The organism is Salinicoccus siamensis (genome assembly GCF_042429615.1).
GTDB lineage: Bacteria > Bacillota > Bacilli > Staphylococcales > Salinicoccaceae > Salinicoccus > Salinicoccus siamensis.
Genome location: NZ_JBHMAH010000004.1, coordinates 59369 through 82763 on the forward strand (window position 1 = coordinate 59369; position 23395 = coordinate 82763).

Consider the following 23395-nt stretch of genomic DNA (forward strand, 5'->3'; position numbering starts at 1 on the left):
AAATAAAGTTCTAAATTTTTCTTATGTCCATCGGATCGTGATGGGTATGGATATTTGGAATAACCATATTTCAGCTGAAAAATTTACGTAGAAATTACATATACATCAGTATCCCTACTGCTCTTCTATATGGAGCATGGCACGTGAGAGCATGCTCCTGTTTTTTTCATTGATATCTTCCCGCCTGGGGATATCATCATAATCACTGAGATCATCCTCCCAGAGAACTGGGAAGTCAATTGGACATTTGCCTTCATACTTGGCGATGAATGCTTCAGGCAAACGTCCCCGTAAAGGCGGCACACCATTCATGGCAAGCCATATCTGCGCCCACATCCTAGGTACGACCTGCCATAGGTTATAGCCGCCACCACCAACCGCAATCCATTTTCCATCCGTATACTTATCAGCCATTTCATTGACGAACCTCGGAATCTCCTCAAATGTGTTTGAAGTGACTGAAAGATGCGTCATCGGATCCCGGTAGTGTGCATCCACACCATTCTGGCTGAATAATATATCCGGTTTAAATTTAATGATGGCAGCTTCCAACGTTTCCTTGAAGATTTCAAGGAAAGATTCATCTTCTGTAAATGCATCAATTGGAAGATTGACGGCAAATCCAAAACCTTCTTCCGTGCCACGTTCTGTAAGGCTGCCAGTACCCGGAAATAGGTATCGTCCCGTTTCGTGGATCGAATAAGTCATGACTTCATTGCTGTCATAGAATATCCATTGGACACCATCACCGTGGTGGGCATCTGTATCAATATACATCACACGCTGATTATATTTCTGGCGCATATACTCTATAGCGACAGCCGAATCGTTGTAGATGCAAAAGCCGCTTGCTCTACCGCTGAATCCGTGATGGAGGCCCCCGGCAAGGCTCACGGCCTTTTTGGCACGCCCCTCCATCACTGCATCGACAGCAGTCAATGTGGCACCGACCAGCATACGGCTCTTTTCATGCATTCCTTCAAAACTTGGTGTGTCATCTGTGTTCAGGCCATAACTTTCCATTTTTTCAGGAGACAAACTGCCTTCCCCCGCCTGTTTGACCGCATCCATGTAATCCTGCTTATGAACCAGTCCAAGTTCTGCATCAGTGGCATCTCGAGGTTTGATAATGTCAGTTTCATTGAGTTGTGAGGACATGGTGAGCAAGTCGGTTGTCATCTTGACCCGCATTTGATTGAAAGGGTGGGTGGAACTAAAGCGATATTTCAGCAATGAATCATCATAGATATAGATTGGTTTCGTCATTGGCCCATCTCAGAAGGTTCAAGCACTGAAAACCCTTTGTCTTTAAGAGTATCTATGGCTTTTTTCGGATTCATCGCCTGCACCCTGAGAACAATTGTCTTATACCCTTCCTTTTCCTTATTTCCATAGACGGAAATACTGATTATCTTTATGTTGAGATCCTTAAAAACTTTACCGATATCGTAGATGACGCCGGTCCGGTCTTCAATCTCCACTTCTATGATTGAACCGGGTTCTGTTATACCCGTAAGTTCCAAGTAAGTGTTCAGCATGTCTTTTTGCGTGATGATGCCGACAACCTGTTCATTCCTGAGTACTGGTATCGCCCCGATGGAGTAATGATAGAAATCGAGGGCTATCTCTTCCACAAAGTCTAAAGGATGGCAGTAGGTCACCCTTTTTCGCATGATCCTCGATATCGGGACTTTCAACGTAAAGTCAGGGTCATCATCGGACAGTACTGAAGGCAGTGTCAGCTTCACATCGCGGTCTGATACTATACCTTGAAGCCCTCCATTGCCATCGACAATCGGAATATGTCTGAATGAATATGTGCTCATCATATTCAAGGCATCTTCTATAGTATGCTCCGGTGAAAGCGTCTTAACCGGGCTGGTCATAATTCTTTCTACTAGCATGTGCAACCTCCTAGAAAAAAAATCTGTTTTTGAATCTGAGCTTGTCAAACTCCATCATCTGATCATTGGTTATATTTTTACCTATGCGTGCCATCAAGGTATTGGCCGGGTGTCCTGTTATTTCGGGGTCATTCGTCTGAAAGACTTCGAAACCGGAACTTGCCATAAAATCAATCATGAGCTTTTTATATTCATATACATCGAGACCACTATTTTTGAGATCCCAATGCCAATAATATTCTGTAGTCAATATGATGTAATTTTCCATGAAACTGTCTTTCATGGCATGTTTAAGCATCTGTTTGCCGAGACCGAAACCGCGGTAGCGAAGGGTGACTTCAACAGCCCCAAGTTCCATGATATAAGGCAGGTTGCCATCAGACCAACGTTCCATGGGATCCGGATGGTGGAAAGTCACATAGCCTAAGATATGATCCTTGAGGCGTGCAATTATAATCATGCCTTCTTCAAGCTCTGCAATCTCTTTTAATGCATCGAACTGTTCAGCAGGACGGCGGAATGCATCAAGACCATCATCATATGTGAACTGCTCGAGTTCTTTTTCGGTCAGCGGTCCTTCTATGATAAATGATTGGTTTTGCGTGTCATATTCCTCTTTATTATATGCCTTTATGTGACGCAAAAAGAAGACCTCCTGGAAAGTTATTTTAATTATTTTGAAATGTGCTACTATTCTATTATATAATAAGAATTGTAAAAGAGAAAACACAAAAGGGGAGTTAAGATTATGGAAGTGGAACTTTATGAAGCAACAGATCAAAATCCTAACTTGAAGGATTATGAGGAAGCGGTAAAAAATCATGATTGGAAAGAAGTCGAGAAGAACTTCTCCTGGTATGAAACAGGTAAATTCAATATGGCCTATGAAGCAATCGATAAACATGTGGAGAATGGGCGTGGGGATAAAGTAGCGCTCCATTATAAAAATGGAGATGAGAAATCGTCGTTTACGTTTGAAGATATGAAGAAGACTTCGAACAAAGCAGCGAACATCCTAAAAGATGAAGGTGGAGTTGAAAAAGGGGATAGGGTGTTCATCTTCATGGCAAGAAGCCCTGAGCTATACTTCACACTGCTGGGGGCACTCAAACTTGGGGCAATCGTTGGTCCATTGTTCGAGGCTTTCATGGAGAAGGCGGTAAGGGATAGACTTGAGAACAGTGATGCAAAAGTCATTGTAACAACACCTGAGCTGCTTCCAAGAATTCCGGTGGATGATCTGCCTTCCTTGGAAAAAATCATCGTCGTAGGGGACGATGTAGAAGATAAATACATCGATTTCAATAAAAGTTACAGTGATGCCTCGGAAGACTTTGAAATTGAATGGCTTGATAAGGAAGACGGTATGATCCTCCACTATACAAGTGGTTCGACTGGCCAGCCAAAAGGTGTATTGCACGTGCAGTATGCAATGGTCCAGCACTATATTTCCGGCAAATATGTTCTCGATCTTAAAGAAGACGATGTATACTGGTGTACAGCGGATCCAGGCTGGGTAACAGGAACTTCCTATGGAATTTTTGCGCCATGGTTGAACGGGGCCACAAATGTTGTAGTAGGGGGAAGATTCTCTCCGGAAGCATGGTATGGAGCTATAGAAGACCTCAAAATCACCGTCTGGTACAGTGCACCTACAGCATTTCGCATGTTGATGGGGGCAGGAGATGAAATCATCAATGATTTCGATCTATCCTCCCTGCGCCATGTGCTTTCTGTAGGTGAGCCGCTTAACCCGGAAGTCGTCAAATGGGGCATGAAAGTATTCAACTTAAGGATACATGACACATGGTGGATGACCGAGACGGGCGCCCATATGATCGTCAATTTCCCAGCCATGGACATCAAAGGCGGCTCGATGGGTAAACCACTACCTGGAATCGAAGCTTCCATCATTGACGATGAAGGCAATGAACTGCCAGCGAACCGCATGGGTAACTTGGCGATGAAGAGTGGCTGGCCGGCAATGATGCGCAAAATATGGAAGAACGATGCAAAGTATGAATCCTACTTCATTGGTGACTGGTATGTTTCAGGAGATTCTGCATATAAGGATGAAGATGGCTACTACTGGTTCCAAGGACGTGTGGACGATGTCATCATGACTGCCGGTGAGCGGGTCGGGCCATTTGAAATCGAATCCAAGCTGGTGGAGCACCCGGCGGTACAGGAAGCGGGAGTCATCGGCAAGCCAGATCCGGTAAGGGGAGAGATCGTCAAAGCATTCATTGCGGTGCGTGAGGGATACGAGCCGACAGAAGAGTTGAAGGAAGAAGTTCGCAAATATGTCAAAGAAGGTTTAGCGGCGCACGCTGCACCAAGAGAGATAGAATTCAAAGATAAGTTGCCGAAGACACGTAGCGGTAAGATCATGAGACGTGTATTGAAAGCCTGGGAGCTTGACTTGCCTACAGGTGATCTTTCTTCAATGGATGATGATTGATCATTGATTGCCTCTGATGATTTCAGAGGCAATTTTCTGTGAATTATGGCATAATGGATATGTAATGAGGACACGATGATAATTAAGAGGGAGATGTAAATATGGCACAATTGACTGATCAGCAAATTGCCGCAGAAGTGGATATCAAAGGTATCGAAGAGATAGCTGAAAACGCAAAGATCCCCCACGATGCTCTCGAGATGTACGGAAAATATAAAGCTAAAATTGATATACATAAAATAGAAGGGAATGAGAAGGATTCAAAAGTCGTACTTGTTTCAGCAATGAATCCAACCCCGGCAGGGGAAGGGAAATCGACTTGTACTGTAGGTTTGGCGGATGCATTCAATAAGCTCGAAAAAAATGTGATGGTTGCATTACGCGAACCATCACTTGGACCTGTTATGGGGATTAAAGGTGGAGCTACTGGTGGCGGACGCGCGCAGGTACTTCCGATGGAAGAGATAAATCTTCATTTCAACGGAGACCTTCATGCAATAACTACTGCCAATAATGCACTTTCGGCATTCATCGACAACCATATACACCATGGAAACAAGCTTAACATCGATCCAAGACGCGTAACATGGAAGCGTGTACTCGATATGAATGACCGTGCCTTGCGGCAAGTCGTGGTCGGACTTGGAGGCCCTTCAAGAGGGGTGCCAAGGGAAGACGGTTTTGACATCACCGTAGCGAGTGAAATCATGGCGGTACTCTGTCTTGCAAGTAACCTGACCGACTTGAAAGATAAATTATCCAAAATTGTTTTCGGCTATACTTATGACAGGGAACCGGTGACAGTAGGACAGCTTGAAGTGGAAGGTGCTTTGGCACTGCTGCTGAAAGAAGCAATCAAACCGAATCTGGTGCAGACGATGGAAGGTACGCCGGCATTGATCCATGGCGGACCATTCGCAAATATCGCCCATGGGTGCAACTCACTCATAGCAACGAACACTGCCAGAAAACTTGCAGATATAGTAGTTACCGAGTGCGGATTCGGTTCTGATCTCGGTGGGGAGAAATTCATGAACATAAAAGCCAGGAAGGGCGAATTCGCTCCGGATGCCATTGTTCTGGTAGCGACTATCCGTGCATTGAAGATGAATGGCGGAGTGGCCAAGAGTGACCTTGGGGAACCGAATGTCGATGCATTGAAAGAGGGTATCGTAAACCTCGAGAAGCATATAGAAAATGCACGCAAATTCGGGGTGGAACCAATCGTGGCAGTGAATGATTTCGTCACCGATACAGATGAAGAAAGGGATTTTGTGCTATCCTGGTGCAAATCCAAGGATGTAAGAGTCTCCTTGACTAAAGTCTGGGAACTTGGTGGAGAAGGGGGCATCGAGCTTGCAGAACAGGTGATGGAAGTACTTGATGAGCCTCAGAACTTTAAGCAGCTATATGAAAATGAACTGCCGATTGACCAGAAGATAGAGAAGATCGTCACTGAAGTCTACGGGGGAGACGGTGTAATCTTCACGGACAAGGCTAAGAAGCAGTTGGCTGAAATTGATCGTCATGGCTGGGGCGATTTCCCTGTATGCATGGCTAAATCACAATATTCGCTAAGCGATGATCCCTCACTCCTCGGTCGTCCGACCGGATTCAAGGTTACTGTCAGAGAAGTGATTGCCAAAACAGGAGCGGGCTTCGTAGTAGCCCTAACCGGGGATATCATGACCATGCCAGGACTTCCAAAAGTGCCTTCTGCAGTTAACATGGATGTAGATTCGGAGGGTAATTCAAAAGGACTTTTCTAACACTTGAAAATGTGGAAAACATTGGAAAGTGAGCTTTGGAACCATTGATATGAAAGAAATGTTGTGTTGAAGGGCTGGTAGATCAGTCCTTCTTTTTATGGAGTTTTTTTAGTAATAACTCTCTCTATATTATAATTGAAAAGCCTCCGGGCCTTCCAGATACTTCACTTCATCTGGGGGGCCCCGGAGGCAGTTTTACGCTATGGACTTTTAATCATCATCTTCTTCATCGTCGCTTTTACTTTTGGATTTGCTTCCGCCGACCCGATATATATCATCGTAGGAGCGTGTCACAGTGCCCATCAGGTCCGATGCACTAAGACCGGAGTCGAAGTCTTCTCCCATGCGATCCATGATTGCTGGGTCATTCAAGCTGCTTTTATCTTCAAAACGTGTGTCTTCAGCGATGAGTCCTTTAATCGGCTTATCGAGTTTCTTCTCACAATCATCTTCAAGTTCCATGGTAAGGGCACAGAACGTTTCTTCCCTGACTGAGTCAGGACGCTCAAAGCGCTCGTACGCGCCCATCTTATCAGGTGCTATTTCTGTGAGTGCCTGTGCAAGATTCCTCCAGTTATAGATGTGGAGATGTTGTTCGGAATCCTGATTGGCAACTTGTGGGATGTTACGGTCATATCCCATCCACACGCCAAGGGTCACCTTCGGGTTGTAGCCCATAAACCAGGAATCGACGAAATTATTCGATGTTCCGGTTTTAGCTGCCCAGTCATAGGTGTTTTTAACACTATTATAATAGTCTTTTATATAATATGCGGAACCTGTCTGGAGCGTTTCTTTCAAAATATCTGTCATAAGATAAGCGGTGGAATCTTTGAACACTTGTTCTGATGTGCTTTCATTCTCATAAATCTTTTCGCCCGAAGGGTTCGTTATGGATTCGATCATATAGCTTTCGACTAGCTCTCCATTATTGGCGAATGTTGAAAATGCGTTAGCATTATTCTCAACGGAAATGTCGTTGGTGCCAAGTGGAAGGGAAGGATTATCGGTTTCGCCATCCGGCAGAGGTATGTTCATCTTCTCGAAATATTCTTCGGGATTGTGCTTTTTGACTTCTGCCCACAACCTTAATGTACTCAAGTTATAGGAGTTGCTTAAAGCATGTTTCGCTGAAACGAGACCGAATTCCTTGTCTGCGTCATAGTTTTTTGGGCTATAATTCAGACCCTCTATAGTAAAGAATTTATCCAACAATACAGTATCCGGGGTGATGAGGCCTTTATCCAGCGCCGGGCCGTAGTTGATCAATGGCTTCATCGTCGATCCTGCACTTCTTGAAGTCTGGGTTGCATGATTGATGGATGAACGGTCGTGGTCCCGTCCACCGATGAATCCGAGGATGCGGCCTGTCTGATTATCTTTTAATATTGCACCGAGTTCATGCTCTAGAGTTTCTTCCTTTGTCTCTTCTGTGGCATCCGTCGAATCAAGGCTGCTGCGGGCACCATAAAATTGGGCGTTATCTTTGACTTCCTGCATCTTGTCATAGATTGTCTTGTCGATGGTGGTGTCGATATGATACCCCTTGTTGCGGAGCGCAGAATCGGCCTTAGTGGTATATTCCTGGTTGATCAGGGGTGTGCTGTCGACATCATCACGAGTCAAACCATCTTCTTCTGCAAGGTAATACTTGAGGATGTCCACGCTGCGCCTTTCGATTTCATCTGCCAGGAAAGGATAGTTCTGGTTCGGTACCGTCACACTGTCCGTCAAGGAATCATAGATGTCATATTCGACTGCCTCATCATGTTCCTCCTGAGTGATCTTACCTTCCAGAAGCATGCGCTTCAAAACAAAGAGTTGCCTGTTTTTACCTGGTTGCAGGTACTCCTCATCTTTTACCTTACCGCCTTGCATGAAAGGAGTGTAGGCGTAGGGGTTTTTAGGAAGCCCCGCTATGAAGGCTCCTTCAGCAAGGTTCAATTCATCTGCATTTTTGCCGAAAATCCCTTCAGCAGCGGCCTGGACCCCTGCAATATTCTGACCGTTTGCATTGCGGCCGAAAGAAACTGCATTCAGGTAGGATTCGAGGATCTCTTCTTTTGAGAGCACTTTCTCGACACGGAAAGCGAGAAGCAATTCAGTTGCCTTACGGTCGAAAGTCGACTCATTCGTCAGCAGTTGGTTCTTTACAAGCTGCTGGGTGAGTGTACTGCCTCCTGTCCCTGATTCAGAGCCTCCCAATTCCTGAAGCGTCGCCCTCAGAAATGCTTTCGGGACCACGCCATTATGTTCGTAGAAGTATTCATCTTCAGTCGCTACAAGAGCTTCAATGACATTTGGACTGATATCTTCATAGTCGACTCGCTCGCGGATGAGGTCTGCCCGTAGTGTACCGAGCGATTCGCCGGAGCCGAAAGCCACGGTGGTACTTTCAGTCATTTCGGTGAGCGCAGTCTTCATCTCATCTACCGGCTGGATCTCTTCATCATTGACCAAAGAAGCGAAGTAGCCTACTCCGATACTGAAGGCGAAGATGGCTATCAGGCTTACTGCCAATACGGTAAACAGGATAATGTTCCAAATGGTATCGTAGGCGGTGAAGAATGATATTCTTATTGGGGAACCCGCTTTTTTGAAACGGGTTTTTGTATGGCTCAATTTTTCTTTGAATGTAGTACTTTCAGCCTTTTCCTTGTTGGAAGTCTTTTCTCCACTTGAAAAGAGATGTTTAATATAATCTAAAAAATCGTTAATCTTATTCATTTTTGCCTCCTATCATCGGTCATTATAACATATAAAAAACAAAGTGAGTTAATGTTAAAAAGCTGTATTTGCAGTAATATCGATACAGAAAATAGATTTTGTCCTTGACTTTTCGCAATGGGAAATATATCATTTCTATAAATTGATATTATTCGATTGGCAGAGAAGTAGTCGGATCGGTGGAATCCAGAGAGCTGATGGTTGGTGGAAATCAGTGCACATTCCCGATGAATACACTGCGCATAAACATTCGAACGTCTGGGCAGACGTCCCTGTCCCTCAAGTAAAAAAGTTTGGTGGTACCGTGTATCCAGCACCCTTACGTCATGTAAGGGTGCTTTTATTTTATATCAAATTAGGAGGAAGTAAAATGAACGCGTTGCTTGAAGATCTGGAGTACAGAGGCATCATCTACCAGATGACCGACAAAGAAAAAATAAGTGAATTATTGGATAAGGAACAAGTGACCCTTTATTGTGGAGCGGATCCAACAGCCGACAGCCTCCATATTGGACACCTTGTCCCATTTTTGACGATGAGGCGCTTCCAGAACCATGGGCATCGTCCAATTGTCTTGATAGGCGGGGGCACAGGCATGATTGGAGACCCTTCATTCAAAAGTGAAGAAAGAAAGCTTCAAACGGAAGAACAGATTGAACAGAATGTTCAAGGAATCAAAAAGCAGATGGAACGTGTTTTTGATTTTTCCGATGAGAATGGCGCTGTACTTGTAAACAACAGGGACTGGCTTAAAAATATCAGCCTGATCAGCTTTCTTAGGGATTACGGAAAACATGTCAGCTTAAACTATATGCTTGCGAAAGACTCCATCCAGACGAGGCTGGAAACAGGCATCTCATATACGGAATTCACATACACAATTCTTCAGGCTATCGACTTTGGACACCTTAACAAAGAATATGGCTGTAAATTGCAAATTGGTGGTTCAGATCAGTGGGGTAACATTACAAGTGGCTTGGACCTGATGAGAAGAATGTACGGGGAAACAGAAGCAGAGGGAATGACCATCCCACTCATCACCAAGGCCGACGGGAAAAAATTCGGTAAAACGGAATCCGGTAACATCTGGCTTGATCCAGCCCGTACTTCACCTTATGAATTCTACCAATTTTGGATCAATCAAAGTGATGCAGACGTCATCCGCTTCATTAAACTCTTTACATTCATGGAGAAGGAAGAAATCGAAGCACTTGAAGAATCATTGGTGTCAGAACCACATCTCAGAAAAGCGCAAAAAAGGCTTGCTGAGGAAATCACAGCTTTCCTCCACGGTGATGCTGCATTGAAAGAAGCTCAAAATATAACAGAAGCACTATTCAGCGGAGATATTAAAGCGTTGTCTGCTGACCAACTTAAAGACGCATTCAAAGATGTACCGTCAGCAGTCTACCAGGACGATGACAAAAATCTAGTTAAAGTATTGGTCGAAACGGGTGTCTCACCATCACGTCGACAGGCAAGGGAAGACATCAAAAACGGTGCGATCTACATCAATGGAGCGCGTAAGCAGGACGTCGACTACACCCTCCAAGATGAGGATATGCTTGATGATGAATTCACGATAATCAGACGAGGCAAGAAAAAATATCACATGATTCGTTATAAATGATTATTAAAAAAGCCGGTCAGACCGGCTTTTTTAATATCTGCATCTGCTGCTTTCATAAACATGGAAAGATGGTAAAATATTAATGGAAGACAGTTCATTTGAGACAGGAGAGGAATCATGAAAAAACTTCTTATACCCTTAACCATCATCATCGGCCTATTCGTTATCTTGGCCCTCATATTCGCCCCTAAATATAATCAATTCGTCAACTTGGAAGAAGAAGTCAACCAACAGAAATCCCAGATTGAAACGCAGCTCCAGAGACGTGGCGATCTGATTCCGAATCTGGTGAGCACCGTCCAAGGATATGCTTCCCACGAAGAGGAGATATTCACAGATATTGCTGAAGCGAGAAGCAAGTTATCCGGCTCGGAAAATGTAGAAGAAATGGCGGAAGCCAACAATGATATGACTTCGGCACTATCCAGACTGCTGGCGATATCTGAAAATTATCCCGATTTGAAAGCAGATTCACAGTTTACGGGCCTCCGGGATGAATTGGCGGGTGCGGAAAACCGCATTGCAGTGGCAAGAAAGGATTATAATGAAGCAGTCCAGGAGTACAATAAGAATACACGGACATTCCCGGGCAATATGGTTGCAGGTATATTGGGCTTTAATGAGAAACCTTATTTTGAAGCAGAAGAGAGCAGTAAAGAAGTTCCGGAGATTGAATTCAATACTGAACAGGATGATGAGTAATGAAACGTTTGGTCATGCTTCTGCTGGCCGCATTCATTTTTACAGCTGGTCCTGTACAGGCGCGCGTTCAAGTTCCGGAACTCAACACCGATCATCATTTTGTACAGGATAATGCAGGGGTGCTCAGTGATTCAACGATTACTGAACTCAATGATAAAGGCACACATCTAGAGGAAGGAACAGGAGTCGAAATGATGCTGTTGACCATGCCTTCAACAGGTCAGGTACATCGCCAGGACTTCGCCTTGGAGGCTCTGAGGGAATATGGCGTCGGTAAATCCGAAAGTGACAATGGTATCGTCATACTGCTCAATCTTGACAATGGAGATGAGTTTGATAACCGGGGTGTTGAAGTCCAAGTCGGCTACGGTGTGGAAGGGTATCTCAACGATGCCAAAATAGGCCGCATCATAGACGATGTCGCGATGGAGCACTTCACTGCAGCAACAGAGGAAGAAGAGGGGTCAAAAGCCGCCTATGCCGAGTACGAAGAGGGGGTGACCAACCTCTATAATACATTATACGAAGAATCCCTTGAAGCTTTCGAATATAAAGATGGCGAATTCACAAGGGATACCCCTAAAGGGGAGGCATCAAACGATGGACAACCTGCCGGCATTGGTGAGAGTATTTTCAAATTAATATTTGCCATGATTGTCATCTATGTCCTCTTTAAGATTATGGGGGGCGGAGGGCCGCCAAAAGGCGGTTCCAGAAGATATGGAAGAGGCGGACCGACCATCTTCTTCCCACCGTCAGGCGGTGGAAGCTCAGGTGGCGGCTTCGGCGGCTTTGGCGGCGGCTCTGGCGGCGGCGGTGGTGCCGGACGCGGATTTTAATGATACAGCATAAAAAAACTTCTGTTCATATTGAACAGAAGTTTTTTTTTAGAAAATCATGTGTGCAATTATTGTAATGATTGGAAGCGTGATGATCGTCCTGAGCAGGAAGATTACAAAGAGACGGCCTAGACCGATAGGAATCTTTGACCCAAGGATGACGCCTCCCACTTCAGAAAGGTAAATGAGCTGGGTGATGCTGAGTGTACCAATTATGAACCGGGTCATATCAGATGCGACATCTTCTATCAGTATGGATGGCAGGAACATATCAGTAAATCCTATAAATAAGGATTCAGATGCAGCTCTTGCTTCAGGTATACCCATCATTTCCAGAATAGGTACAAATGGCGCTCCGATCCAGGAGAAAAGAGGGGTGTATTCTGCAAATATGGTGCCGATCGTTCCGATTGCCATGACTATCGGCAAGACTGCAAACCACATGTCTCCAACAGTCTTTATGCCGTCCTTGGCAAAATCGGCAAAGCCTTTGGCTTTTGACGCTCTTTGAAGCGCTTTGTTATAACCCCATGAAAACATATTGTGTCCTGAAGGTATGCTTTCATCAAGTTCCCTACCTTCTACATGGTAATTATCCTGTATTCTGGAAAGAGGAGGAATCCTCGGCATGATCAGCGCGGCTATCACACCCGCTATTATAATTGTCATGTAGAAAAGACCAAAATAATCCATAAGCCCGATCAAATCGAGTATGACGATAGAGAAAGTGATGGATACTACAGAGAATGTTGTAGCAATGACAGCCGCTTCCCTCTCTGAATAGAATCCCTGCTCATACTGTTTGCTCGTCAAGAGTACGCCGACCGTGCCGTCGCCAACCCAAGAAGCGAGATTGTCTACAGTAGAGCGACCCGGCAATGTAAAGAGGGGGCGCATTACTTTAGCGAACAAGGTTCCGACAAACTCCAACAGACCATAATTCAACAGCAGGGGAAGAAGTACGCCGGCAAACAGGAAGATTGAAAACAGCGTCGGCAATAAGTCATAAAGCATCAAACTGCCTGTCACCTCTGAATTGATCACTTCTGGTCCGAAAACGAAATAGGCCATCAATGAGAATAGTGCACCAAGAAAACGTAAAACGACCCAAATATTATTGGTTTTGAATAGACTGCCTATAAATTCAGAACTTGGCGTGATGAACCAGCTGAAAACAATCGTCAGCAGACTGGAGAGATTGATCAGTATGACAACAATTAATACAACATTATCCAATCCAATCATTTCGTTCATAAGATTGGCGAGGTATGCTACGGGTATAGTAGTCCCTCCATCAACCTGGAGAGGGAAAAGAAACATTAGCACTCCAATGATGGATGGAATGATAAATTTTAATAAAATTGCATTTTTTTGCATAAAACGACCTCCTAATAATATAATTATACATGTTGAAAGGTATTTGTAAATCTTGATTTAATGAGAAAACGCTTTCAATACAGCATTTAGTTTATACTGTTATTTATAATTATGCAAATCAAGATGAGTACTATTAACTTACATACACTGTACATAAAAGAGAGGGAGGAAAATATGGATATAATTGATACACACTGCGATGCACTTTTGAAATTACAGCAGGATGACAGAAAAGCATATGATGATGGGGAGAAGGCTTTTAATTTCTACGATTCTCCAGAAATTGAAACGAATGTATTAAGGTTGAGGGAGGGGGGAGTGAAGGTACAATTTTTTGCGATCTTCATTCCACCGGAAGTCCCTGACAATGAAAAATGGCAGCATGCGTTGGAACAGGTGGACTGCTTCTATAATGAAGTTCTGAGTCAGGAGAACTTTATCCATATAAAGAACCTTAAGGAAATTGAAGGGCTGAAACCAGAAGAAATTGGGGCGGTCCTAACATTGGAAGGGGCGGATGCAGTAGGTAATGATCTGATGAAACTCCGCACATTATTCAGGTTGGGGGTACTTTCTGTAGGGCTGACATGGAATAATGCCAATCTGGTTGCTGACGGCGTCGGAGAAAATCGTGATGCTGGGTTGAGTGGGTATGGAGAAAGGTTTGTGGCCTCTTGCAACGCTCATGGTGTGCTTATTGATATCAGTCACCTCTGCCCTAAAGGGGTCACGGAGGTCCTCGAGCTGGGAGATAGGATCATCGCAACGCATTCGAATTCCCGGAGTGTGTGTGACCACAGGCGGAATCTTACGGATGATCAGATAAGAAGAGTGATTGAGAAAGGGGGGATGATCAATATTGTATTCAACCCACCATTTATTGGAGAGGGGAAAATAAAGATAGAGGACGTTTTTTCCCATATAGATAAAATCATCAATCTCGGCGGTGAGGAGGCCATTGGACTCGGTTCTGACTTCGATGGAATTACATGCCATGTTGAACGCCTTGGCAATGCCGGTGAATATGGCAATCTAATCGATGCATTAAAGGAAAGATACGGGGAAACGTTCACTGAAAAGATTGCCTATGGAAATTTTGTTGAAAAATATTGTAAAAGTGATCTGCTTTAGACAGATCACTTTAGGATGACGATAGCGTCTCATATTTTTCATTGATAGTTTCATATCGTTCATCAAGCTGTTTTTCCTGAACTTCTATTTCTGACATGATTTCCTCGATTTCGCCTTTGAATTCATCCTCACCAAGAGGGTTATAGTTTATGAAGGTACGGTTGAATTCACCATGAAGCTTAACGAGGGTCTCCAGAGAATCGATGTATGTCAATATATCTTCCTTGAATTTTTCATGTTCATGCCCTGTTACAGTATGATTATGGATGGTCCTTCTGAAGTCTTCGATTTTGGGTAACATTTCATCGTATATGATTTTAAGCTGTTCTTCTCGATCCGACGTTTCTGAACTCTCTTTATACATTTCTTCAAATTCTGTTCTAAGTTTTTCATGATTCCTATCAAAAGCTTCATAGAGTGCATCTAAGGATTCCTGGTCAGGCTGACTGCATGCTGCCAGTAACAATAGAATCAAAACGGGAAATAATTTTTTCACAATACCACCTCTGTTTAATATTAACATGTTTGGGTTTGATTGGAGGCCTTTATGTTGTATAATAGTCAAGTTGACTTTTTGAATGGGTGGTTATCATGAACAGAAAACTATTAATAACTTTTACTGTCGGTGTGTTCCTTCTTGGAATGATGGAACTTATCATATCGGGCATATTGGAACTGATGAGTGCTGATCTAAACATTTCGAATGCATTGACCGGGCAGTTGATAACGGTCTATGCCGTCAGCTTTGCCGTATTCGGCCCATTGCTTGTAAAGGTGACTGAAAAAATTAGGCCAAAACCGGTCATAATGGCTTCATTGCTCGTATTTATAATCGGAAATATAATATTTGGGCTATCAACTACATTTTTCATGCTTGCCATCGGGCGGGTTGTGACCGCACTTGCTGCTGCAGTTTTTATAGTCAAAATCATGGATATGACAGTGCTGCTTTCCGCACCGGCAATCCGGGGACGGATGATTGCCTTGGTCTATATGGGATTCAGTGCTGCGAATGTATTCGGAATTCCAATCGGTACCATCATCGGCCAACAATTTGGCTGGCGTATCATATTTTGGATCGTCGTGGCGCTAGCTGTTATGGTAGGTATTGGCATACTCACCCTGGTGCCTAACAAGAATGCTGAGGAGCTTGGTGATACTGAACCAGATAAAATCCTGGACAGGAAAAATATACTGCTTTATATTGGAGTGACAATGTCCGTCCTTATCGGCAACTATATCGTCCTCGGTTATATCTCTCCATTAATGACCACAAATGGATTCAGTATCGAAAATGTTTCGGTTGCCCTATTGATAGCGGGCGTCGGCGGCATGCTTGGTACATATCTTGGGGGCAACATGGTGGATTGGATCGGGACGAAGCGCACACTTTTCATCATGCTGACTTTATTTATGGTGGCGATGGCAATAATGCCGCTCGTTTACGGCAAACCAGTTCTTTTCTATATCACTCTATTCATATGGAGCCTGTTCCAATGGAGCACGAGTCCAGCAGTACAAAGTGGTCTGGTGGAGAATGTGCAGGGGTCTGCTGCACTGGTATTCAGCTGGAACATGTCCGGGCTGAACTTGGGTATCGGCATCGGAGCTGTAATTGGCGGCATCTATATCAACAACTTTGATATCAGCTATGCACCGTGGCTCAGTGTCTTCATCATTGCACTCGGCATACTGTGCACCGCTTTTGTAACTGAAGTCAAAGAAACGAAGTGACAGTAAGCTAAAGGGTGTGAAAAAATGTTTATAAGACTGCTACTTACTATAGCACTCTCATTTTTTGTCATTTATGGCATCAACTATTTCGATGTAGCCGACCTTGACTATAATTTTAAGACGGTGGCTGTAACTTCCATCGCTCTGGTTCTATTGCGGGTGCTCTATTATATATTCACCAAGTTTTTAAAAATATTCCTATTCATATTCGTATTTCTACCTTTATTGGCACTATTCATCAATTATATATATTCCTATTTGACAGGCGCCCCGGTGGAGTTTATGGATCTGGACTGGCTGCAGAATTTTATAGACTTGGACTGGCTGCAAAAGTGGACTCAAAACCTTTGAGTCCACTTTTTATATGCCATGATTTTGGTTAGTTTGGAAATGGACTGTGATATGATTGAATAAATCATTATAGTTTTGGAGGAATATCATGAAGCGGGAATATCTGCCGGTTGGATCAGCTGATAGAGTCCACGAGATTGATGCGGTACGTGGATTTGCATTGTTTGGGATTCTGATGATGAACATTATGAGTTTTGCTGGTCCTCAAATGGAGAATCAACTGACATTTGATGCAAGTGATATATATACAGGTTCCAATTCAGTTATCATATTGCTGATAAACATATTCGTCACGGCCAATTTCTATACGATGTTCTCTTTTCTATTCGGTCTTGGCTTCTACATTTTCCTATCAAGGGCAAAAAATAGGACGCAACAGGTGAATAGACTTTTCATCAGACGGATGTCAATACTGCTGATCATCGGCCTGCTCCACGCTATATTTGTCTGGTATGGCGATATCCTGACCGTCTATGCCGTGACTGGCATCATACTGCTTCTTTTTTACCGTCTGAATCCTCGCTTGAATCTATTCATTTCAACTATGATACTGTTGCTGGGTTCAGTGTTTGTAATACTGATGACGATGCTTGCTCTATCCCTGCCGGACATCAATGCAGAAACTGCATCCAGTCCCGTTTACGGCATCAACATGATCGAAGCTTCAAATGGATCCTACTGGGACATTGTTTCCCTGAACCTTTCCATATTGGGGCTCATGTCGGTCAATAATATAGCGATGGTACCACTTGTCCTGGCAGTGTTTCTTATCGGTCTGTTTGTCGGACAAAAAGGCTATCATACAAGGCTATGGTCACTAAAAAAGATGTTGTGGAAAATTGTAATAATCGGTATCGGAGTTGGACTGCCGGTTAAAGTGATCACGGGATATGCCATGACTTATGGCATGGAATCTCCAGCACTATCTGTCTTATCTATGCTTGCCTACACACTGGGTGGTCCTTTGATGTCACTTGGGTATACTGCATTGTTGGCTCTGATATTTTTAAGGTTTCAATCCTTTACAAAAATGCTGCAGCCTGTCGGACAGCTTGCATTGACCAACTACATCATGCAAAGCGTGCTGATGATTGTATTGTTTTTTGGTTTTAACCTGTTCAATCAGATTGGGGCACTATGGTTCCCTTTAATTGTTGCGGCAACCTTCGGTTTTCAGATCGTGGTAAGCCATCTTTGGATGCGGTATTTTAAATATGGTCCACTCGAATGGATATGGCGCATATCAACCTATGGGAAAATATTATCCATAAAAAAATAAGACCATATGGTCTTATTTTTTTACATCCTCGAAAAGAATCGTCATATCAGACTCTCTTTTATCATGGCTCCGCCCCATGACCGAGATGCTGCCATCCGTCTCGAGGATGACGGCCAGTACATCAGACATATCCTCTTTTCCTTCTGCACGGACAGCTTGCCTGATTTCCCGCTCCAGAATACGTTCTTTAGCCATATTACGTTCTAGAAACTCATCTTTGAAGTAGAGCAGGATAGGCTGGGATTTGACCAGGTTACTGAAAAAGAGGCTTTTGACGGATAACTTCGTAAATATATACTGCATGACGACCAGGACAAGGAAAGCGGTCATACCCTGCATCAATGTTATGTCCTTGGTGGTAATGATGCTTGCAAGGATTGAACCGAGGGCTACGGTGACTACAAAGTCAAAAGCGTTCATTTTAGTCAAGGTGCGCTTGCCACTGACCCGGAGGATGACGACGAGTGAGAGATAAGCCATAATGCCGACGATCACAGTCCTCAGAATGACATCGAAACCGCTGAATATAAGGTTGTCGAATTCAAGCATCTGATTCCCCACCCTTCTATCTTACAGATTTCAGCTGCCAATCGGCAGTGGTGAATGACAGGTCTGTAGCGAGCTGTCCTGAGATTTTCTGCTGATTGACTGCTTCGCCTCCGAGCCAGGCGGAAAAATCGAAATCGTGCATTGGACCAGAGCCAAGCTGGATTCCAGCCGTCAGATTCTTTTTGTCGTATCGGCTAGTGTGGATCGTCCCCGCCCAACTTTTATAGTTGTCGACGAATAGGCCGACGCCAGGTTGCGTAAAATAATCGAGCACTTCATCTTCAGAGGGGAAGTGCAATTGTTTCAGGATATCCAGACGCTCCTTCGAATCAACCAGATATCTCCTGTTCTCATCCGTCAATGCTTCATAATGATTTGTGCAGATATTCGCTTCACGGAACGTCAATCCGCGTGCGGATGTTTCCGCTATGAATGAATCATTTTGCTTATCCTGGATGATATAGCTGAAGCCGCCTCTGTGGGGGAGTGCCTCCAATAGATCTTTTGCATCTTGTGCTGTCCTGCAGAGTTCAAGTATGAACCGTCCGATGATGAAACATGTAAATCCATCGAATGGTTGTTTTCTGTTCATAAAATTATAGGCCATGATAAGGCCATGCTCATTCATGCCGTCCATTCTTCCGGTTATCCTTGATGCAGGGCCGATATGGGAATAGCCATAATCTGGCTGGAAAAGCTTGTAGATGCCGTCATAAGTGTTCGGATGATAATCATAGTTCCTGATGAATGTATCATTATCCAAATAGACGCTACACCCACTGTCTTTAGGGGAGATGCGGTAATGGGCTAGATTTAGCAGAACTTCATGATCGGTGATTTCGAGTGATTCCTGTAAACCCATCAATTCCTCCCAGATATGCGGTGCAAAATGCTGGTACAGAGCTTTTGTTTCCCTATAGTCCAGATTGAATTTTGGACGTCTTTTGATCCATTCGTAATTTCTGTTCTGCATATAGTGGGTCTGTTTCAAAGATTCACCCTGCATTATACCGTAGCTGTAATGATCACCTCTATAAGCAAGGATGGTGGATTCGATGTTCTCCATGGTTTACAACTCCTATAATGGCCCGCCGGAAGGACCGCAATATTTTAGCGTAAAGAGGATATCTATTCCTGGATGGATCCGGACACCGCTGTGGAAATGTTATAGTCGATCACATGCCACTTGCCATTCACTTCTTGGATGATGCTTAAGCTGCAGTTATCCAATTTGGTTTGTGCCATATCAATTTCATCGCTATAGAGGGAGAGAATTGATTTTATCGTGCGGGAGTGGGCTGTAAGCAATACGTGTTGTCCATCATATTCTTCTGAAATCATGTCCATTGCCTCTTCGACACGTGCGGAAAGGGATTCGAACGTTTCAATGCCAGGTAGGTTACCGTCTGGATACTTCTCCATTATATTATCGATGTGCAATCCTTCAAGTTTGCCGAAATGTTGTTCCTTAAGTTCGTCCATTGTTATAATCGGCAGCCCATGATGCTGGTTGATTATTTCTGCGGTACGGAATGCCCGACTCAACGGACTCGAAACGATGGCGTCAAAAGGCTCGTCTTTAAGGTGGAGTGAAGCATCGATAGCCTGTCCCTCGCCTTCCTCATTGAGGGGAATGTCAGAAAACCCTTGTAGTTTCCTTAATCTATTGAAATCAGTCAGACCATGTCTGACAAGTGAGATTTTAGTCATATTGCACCTCTTAGTCATAATACATATATGATAACATGAGAGGGAGTGGTAGGTGGTATAAAGGATTTTTGGTAATATAAGGGCCAGAAGGAGTATAAAGGGGGGATGGACGCATGACCATGAAAATCGCCGTCATTTCTGATATACATGGGAACTACGAGGCGCTGGAAAAAGTAATCGGGGATATGGAGCAGTTTAGGATAGATGAGGTGTATTGCCTGGGTGACATGATCTCCCTTGGCCATCAGACTAATGAAGTGCTCAGTGTATTGTCTGAGATGGAGAATTTGACTCTGATTACGGGGAACCACGATGACGAAGTGATAAAAGCACTAAAAGGTATGAAATCCCAGGTGAGTGGACCTGAGCATGAACATCATCTATGGGTTTCGCGACACATCGACCCTGATTATATCCATATGCTGGAAAACCTCCCCCTGACTATTGAAAAGAGGATAGAGGGCCACAAAATGTTGTTGACCCACTATCATCTGGATGGTTGCAGGTACCGATCAATCGAGGAATCACCTTCACTTGAGCTACTTGAGGAAATCTACGGGCAGGAAGCATATAGCGTAGTGCTGTATGGACATGACCACATTACCCGGCACTTCAAGACCTCAGGCCCTGTAGTGGTCAATCCCGGGGCACTCGGTGTAACAGAGACTTCCTTTGCCCCTTATGCGATACTCGAATTGAAGGGCGACGGTGCAATAAACACAATGTTCAGGAACGTCCCCTATGATCGCCGGAAGTTCATTGAAGGACTTAAAAATGAAAATCCCCCAGCTTTGGATTTCATTATGAAATTCTTGCTAAAGGAATGAGGATGAAAATGGAGATAAGACCAGTTGAAATGAGGGACAGTGAACATTTCCTAAACTTGATGATGTCCCTCGAGTACAATGCTCAGGATGATTTATATGCCGAAAAGAAAATAAATCTCAGCAACACTGAAGAGATATTATCTGATATGCTTCAAGATGGCAGAAGTCAAATTTTCCTGGCACTGGAAAACCAGGAGATGCAAGGGTACATCAGTATGAGGGGGAACCACAGCGAAACGACGAGGCATCGCGCAGTCGTTTCTATGGGTGTCCTTAAGTCGGAACAAAAGAACAGCATAGGCAGAAATATATTGAATGCAGCCATCAGATGGGCGGAAGATAACCAGGTCCATAGGTTGGAAACGGCAATTCGTGATGATTATGAGGAAATGATCGAATTGTACAAGATGCTCGGGTTCCTTGAGGAAGGCGAGCGTGTGGATGCCGTCAATGTAGACGGTGTCTATAGAAATGAGAAGTATCTATACAGACTGATCAACTGATAGGGAGGACGAATAATGAATCTTCAAAGTTTTTATATCGGGGATAAGCATGCTGAAGTGACGATGATGCTCGGAGAGAGCGGCGTCTATGAAAAGGAGGGTCGCCCGGCAGTCGTCATATGTCCGGGCGGCAGTTATATGTATGTGTCGGATCGGGAAGCGGAGCCCGTAGGCTATGAATTCCTTGCGAAAGGCTATCATGTATTCATATTGAGGTATTCGACGCTCGGTTCGGCGATGCGTAAAGAGGGCAACGCCGTAAACAGGGATGAACTTTATCAGATTGCTTCAATGGTCGAAGCAGACGAAACCCTCGGTTCCGAGTTTCCAGGCCCACTGGTTGAATTGGCGGAAACGATGACCTTCATACGGGAAAATTGTCATGAATTCAACGTGAATCCCGATAAGATAGGGGTTATAGGCTTCTCAGCCGGGGGACATCTGGCTGCGAGCCTGGGCGTACACTGGAACACTTCGTGGCTGAAAGGATTGACGGGCACTGAACCAAGATGGTACAAGCCGAACTTCCAAATTCTATCCTATCCGATACTGGATTTCATGATGAATAAATCTATAGCTGAAGAGCGCGGTATAGGTGATCCGAAATATATGACGACGGCGTCCAGGATGATTTTCGGGCCTCATGTGACAGATGAGCTTCTGGATAGGGCGACGTTAGCAAAAAACATCTCGAAAGATGTACCTCCGACTTTCATCTGGCACACTGTTGCAGATCAATTGGTATTTGTACAGAACAGTCTTGATTTTGCCAAAGGACTTGAGGCGCATCAGATACCATGGGAACTCCATACGTTCAAATCAGGTGGACATGGTTTAAGCTTGGCCACAGAGATGACCGGTAATGAAGATAGACGGGCTGCAAACTGGACAGGGTTAATGTTCAGCTGGCTTCAGGAGACACTGAAAGAAAAATAAAGACGCTGAAGATCTCAGCGTCTTTTGACATAATCGATTTTGAATTGTGTAAACACTTCAGTATGATTTGGGTAAATGAACTGAATATACTTGTGATCATCTTCAGAAGTCATTTCTTTCAGTATATATTCAGTCTTATCAAACTGATTCATGCTGTCTTGTCCTACATAATCAAAATCCGTCCTGTTGTTCGTGCTGTCCTTAACCTTAACTAAGATTGCCATATGCACCAACTCCTCATCACTATATAACCCACTGTTGCTAGGGTTAAACCTAAATATTTAGCGTACAACATAAATCGTAAAGGATGATTGGATGGATTTGAGGACGATACATCTCGGAGAATTGCCGGAATTGCTTGAACTGCAGGAAGAAGTATACGACGGGCTTGAAAATAAAGAAGTGCTTCAAACGTTGACGCGTGCTGAATTCAAAGCGATCATCCAACAAGGTTTCATCATAGGTGCATATGATGAAGGGAGGCTGACCGGCACCAGGTCAATGTACATCCCGTCCCCTGATGAAGAAGAGCATCTGGCAGAAAACGCGGGAATAGATGACAGGCATTCGGTCATCTATTCGGAAATCAGTTTTATCAAACCTGCCGTAAGGGGGCAGGGCCTACAGACCAGGATGGGGGAGCGCCTGCTTGAGAAAGTGCGGTCTGACGGCCGTTTTGAATATGTATTGACGACTGTCATGCCAAGTAATATTCCAAGCCTGAAAGATAAGTTCAAACTGGGTTTCAGAATTGTGGATACAGCGTATAAGTACAACGGGAAAAAAAGGCATGTCATGCAGCTGGATCTCTTCGAAGGATATGAACCATCAGGGGAACCACACTTCATCCACTATGAAGATGCAGAATGGATGCTTTTAAATGGTGTAGATTATGTAGGGTGCGATTTCGATGGAGAATATATAAAATATTATAGGAAATAAGTTTAAAAAAGGAGCGCTTTTGAA

23 protein-coding genes are annotated in these 23395 nt (G+C 44.0%); 13 read left to right on the forward strand and 10 right to left on the reverse strand.

The features are described 5' to 3' along the window. Positions 1 to 114: 114 nt before the first annotated feature. The 3 genes from ACFFLE_RS01025 to ACFFLE_RS01035 are packed head-to-tail and all read right to left on the reverse strand — an operon-like array spanning position 115 to position 2547. Positions 115 to 1266, reverse strand: a complete 1152-nt coding sequence (locus tag ACFFLE_RS01025; protein WP_380569327.1) for an acetoin utilization protein AcuC — start codon at positions 1264 to 1266, stop codon at positions 115 to 117. Next, positions 1263 to 1904, reverse strand: a complete 642-nt coding sequence (locus ACFFLE_RS01030) for a CBS and ACT domain-containing protein (protein ID WP_380569328.1) — start codon at positions 1902 to 1904, stop codon at positions 1263 to 1265. Before ACFFLE_RS01030 ends, ACFFLE_RS01025 begins: the two co-directional genes overlap by 4 nt. Positions 1905 to 1914: 10 nt before the next feature. Beyond that, entirely contained in the window at positions 1915 to 2547 is a 633-nt protein-coding gene (locus ACFFLE_RS01035; protein ID WP_380569329.1) for a GNAT family N-acetyltransferase, read from the reverse strand. A 105-nt stretch (positions 2548 to 2652) separates the two neighbouring features. On the opposite strand from ACFFLE_RS01035, the gene acsA reads away from it, so the two are divergent. Then, positions 2653 to 4365, forward strand: a complete 1713-nt coding sequence (acsA, locus tag ACFFLE_RS01040) for an acetate--CoA ligase (RefSeq protein ID WP_380569330.1) — start codon at positions 2653 to 2655, stop codon at positions 4363 to 4365. A gap of 101 nt (positions 4366 to 4466) precedes the next feature. Further along, positions 4467 to 6134, forward strand: a complete 1668-nt coding sequence (locus ACFFLE_RS01045) for a formate--tetrahydrofolate ligase (RefSeq protein WP_380569331.1) — start codon at positions 4467 to 4469, stop codon at positions 6132 to 6134. Positions 6135 to 6344: 210 nt separating this feature from the next. On the opposite strand, the gene ACFFLE_RS01050 is transcribed toward ACFFLE_RS01045, so the two are convergent. Continuing rightward, positions 6345 to 8861, reverse strand: coding sequence for a transglycosylase domain-containing protein (locus tag ACFFLE_RS01050; protein WP_380569332.1), 2517 nt, complete (start codon positions 8859 to 8861; stop codon positions 6345 to 6347). Between the two features lie 370 nt (positions 8862 to 9231). Between ACFFLE_RS01050 and tyrS the strand changes: the two genes are divergently transcribed. The 3 genes from tyrS to ACFFLE_RS01065 all read left to right on the forward strand — a co-directional run bounded on the left by tyrS (position 9232) and on the right by ACFFLE_RS01065 (position 12032). Continuing rightward, positions 9232 to 10491 carry a tyrosine--tRNA ligase gene (gene tyrS, locus ACFFLE_RS01055; protein ID WP_380569333.1) on the forward strand — a complete coding sequence of 420 codons (1260 nt, stop codon included), beginning with the start codon at positions 9232 to 9234 and terminating at the stop codon, positions 10489 to 10491. 117 nt (positions 10492 to 10608) lie between these two features. After that, complete coding sequence (locus tag ACFFLE_RS01060; RefSeq protein ID WP_380569334.1) at positions 10609 to 11193, forward strand: LemA family protein; 585 nt, start codon at positions 10609 to 10611, stop codon at positions 11191 to 11193. Further along, positions 11193 to 12032 carry a TPM domain-containing protein gene (locus ACFFLE_RS01065; protein ID WP_380569335.1) on the forward strand — a complete coding sequence of 280 codons (840 nt, stop codon included), beginning with the start codon at positions 11193 to 11195 and terminating at the stop codon, positions 12030 to 12032. Before ACFFLE_RS01060 ends, ACFFLE_RS01065 begins: the two co-directional genes overlap by 1 nt. 48 nt (positions 12033 to 12080) lie before the next feature. On the opposite strand, the gene ACFFLE_RS01070 is transcribed toward ACFFLE_RS01065, so the two are convergent. Next, positions 12081 to 13409 (reverse strand): YjiH family protein, encoded by a 1329-nt coding sequence (locus tag ACFFLE_RS01070; RefSeq protein WP_380569336.1) that lies wholly within the window; start codon positions 13407 to 13409, stop codon positions 12081 to 12083. A gap of 174 nt (positions 13410 to 13583) precedes the next feature. Between ACFFLE_RS01070 and ACFFLE_RS01075 the strand changes: the two genes are divergently transcribed. Next, positions 13584 to 14540, forward strand: a complete 957-nt coding sequence (locus tag ACFFLE_RS01075; RefSeq protein WP_380569337.1) for a dipeptidase — start codon at positions 13584 to 13586, stop codon at positions 14538 to 14540. A 10-nt stretch (positions 14541 to 14550) separates the two neighbouring features. Here the strand turns inward: ACFFLE_RS01075 and ACFFLE_RS01080 are convergent, their stop codons facing one another. Beyond that, entirely contained in the window at positions 14551 to 15036 is a 486-nt protein-coding gene (locus ACFFLE_RS01080) for a hypothetical protein (RefSeq protein ID WP_380569338.1), read from the reverse strand. A 95-nt stretch (positions 15037 to 15131) separates the two neighbouring features. Between ACFFLE_RS01080 and ACFFLE_RS01085 the strand changes: the two genes are divergently transcribed. The 3 genes from ACFFLE_RS01085 to ACFFLE_RS01095 all read left to right on the forward strand — a co-directional run bounded on the left by ACFFLE_RS01085 (position 15132) and on the right by ACFFLE_RS01095 (position 17904). Further along, a complete protein-coding gene (locus ACFFLE_RS01085) occupies positions 15132 to 16274 on the forward strand; it encodes an MFS transporter (RefSeq protein WP_380569339.1) in 1143 nt (380 codons plus the stop codon). A gap of 24 nt (positions 16275 to 16298) precedes the next feature. Beyond that, positions 16299 to 16625, forward strand: coding sequence for a hypothetical protein (locus ACFFLE_RS01090; protein ID WP_380569340.1), 327 nt, complete (start codon positions 16299 to 16301; stop codon positions 16623 to 16625). 88 nt (positions 16626 to 16713) lie between these two features. Continuing rightward, entirely contained in the window at positions 16714 to 17904 is a 1191-nt protein-coding gene (locus tag ACFFLE_RS01095) for a DUF418 domain-containing protein (protein WP_380569341.1), read from the forward strand. 12 nt (positions 17905 to 17916) lie between these two features. On the opposite strand, the gene ACFFLE_RS01100 is transcribed toward ACFFLE_RS01095, so the two are convergent. The 3 genes from ACFFLE_RS01100 to ACFFLE_RS01110 form a co-directional block, all read right to left on the reverse strand. Next, positions 17917 to 18453: a DUF421 domain-containing protein gene (locus tag ACFFLE_RS01100; RefSeq protein ID WP_380569342.1), complete on the reverse strand. Its 537-nt coding sequence runs from the start codon at positions 18451 to 18453 to the stop codon at positions 17917 to 17919. A gap of 16 nt (positions 18454 to 18469) precedes the next feature. Beyond that, the gene (locus tag ACFFLE_RS01105; protein ID WP_380569343.1) at positions 18470 to 19519 is read right to left on the reverse strand and encodes a C45 family autoproteolytic acyltransferase/hydrolase; all 1050 of its coding nucleotides are present in this window, start codon (positions 19517 to 19519) and stop codon (positions 18470 to 18472) included. A gap of 62 nt (positions 19520 to 19581) precedes the next feature. Then, complete coding sequence (locus tag ACFFLE_RS01110) at positions 19582 to 20163, reverse strand: histidine phosphatase family protein (protein ID WP_380569344.1); 582 nt, start codon at positions 20161 to 20163, stop codon at positions 19582 to 19584. A 113-nt stretch (positions 20164 to 20276) separates the two neighbouring features. Here ACFFLE_RS01110 and ACFFLE_RS01115 point away from each other — a divergent pair, with 113 nt between their 5' ends. The 3 genes from ACFFLE_RS01115 to ACFFLE_RS01125 are packed head-to-tail and all read left to right on the forward strand — an operon-like array spanning position 20277 to position 22429. Next, positions 20277 to 20990 carry a metallophosphoesterase family protein gene (locus ACFFLE_RS01115; protein ID WP_380569345.1) on the forward strand — a complete coding sequence of 238 codons (714 nt, stop codon included), beginning with the start codon at positions 20277 to 20279 and terminating at the stop codon, positions 20988 to 20990. 8 nt (positions 20991 to 20998) lie between these two features. Further along, complete coding sequence (locus ACFFLE_RS01120; RefSeq protein ID WP_380569346.1) at positions 20999 to 21493, forward strand: GNAT family N-acetyltransferase; 495 nt, start codon at positions 20999 to 21001, stop codon at positions 21491 to 21493. Between the two features lie 15 nt (positions 21494 to 21508). Continuing rightward, positions 21509 to 22429: an alpha/beta hydrolase gene (locus ACFFLE_RS01125; protein WP_380569347.1), complete on the forward strand. Its 921-nt coding sequence runs from the start codon at positions 21509 to 21511 to the stop codon at positions 22427 to 22429. Between the two features lie 14 nt (positions 22430 to 22443). Here the strand turns inward: ACFFLE_RS01125 and ACFFLE_RS01130 are convergent, their stop codons facing one another. Beyond that, positions 22444 to 22653 carry a hypothetical protein gene (locus ACFFLE_RS01130; protein ID WP_344702612.1) on the reverse strand — a complete coding sequence of 70 codons (210 nt, stop codon included), beginning with the start codon at positions 22651 to 22653 and terminating at the stop codon, positions 22444 to 22446. A gap of 91 nt (positions 22654 to 22744) precedes the next feature. Between ACFFLE_RS01130 and ACFFLE_RS01135 the strand changes: the two genes are divergently transcribed. Continuing rightward, positions 22745 to 23371: a GNAT family N-acetyltransferase gene (locus tag ACFFLE_RS01135; protein WP_380569348.1), complete on the forward strand. Its 627-nt coding sequence runs from the start codon at positions 22745 to 22747 to the stop codon at positions 23369 to 23371. The last annotated feature ends 24 nt before the right edge of the window (positions 23372 to 23395 follow it).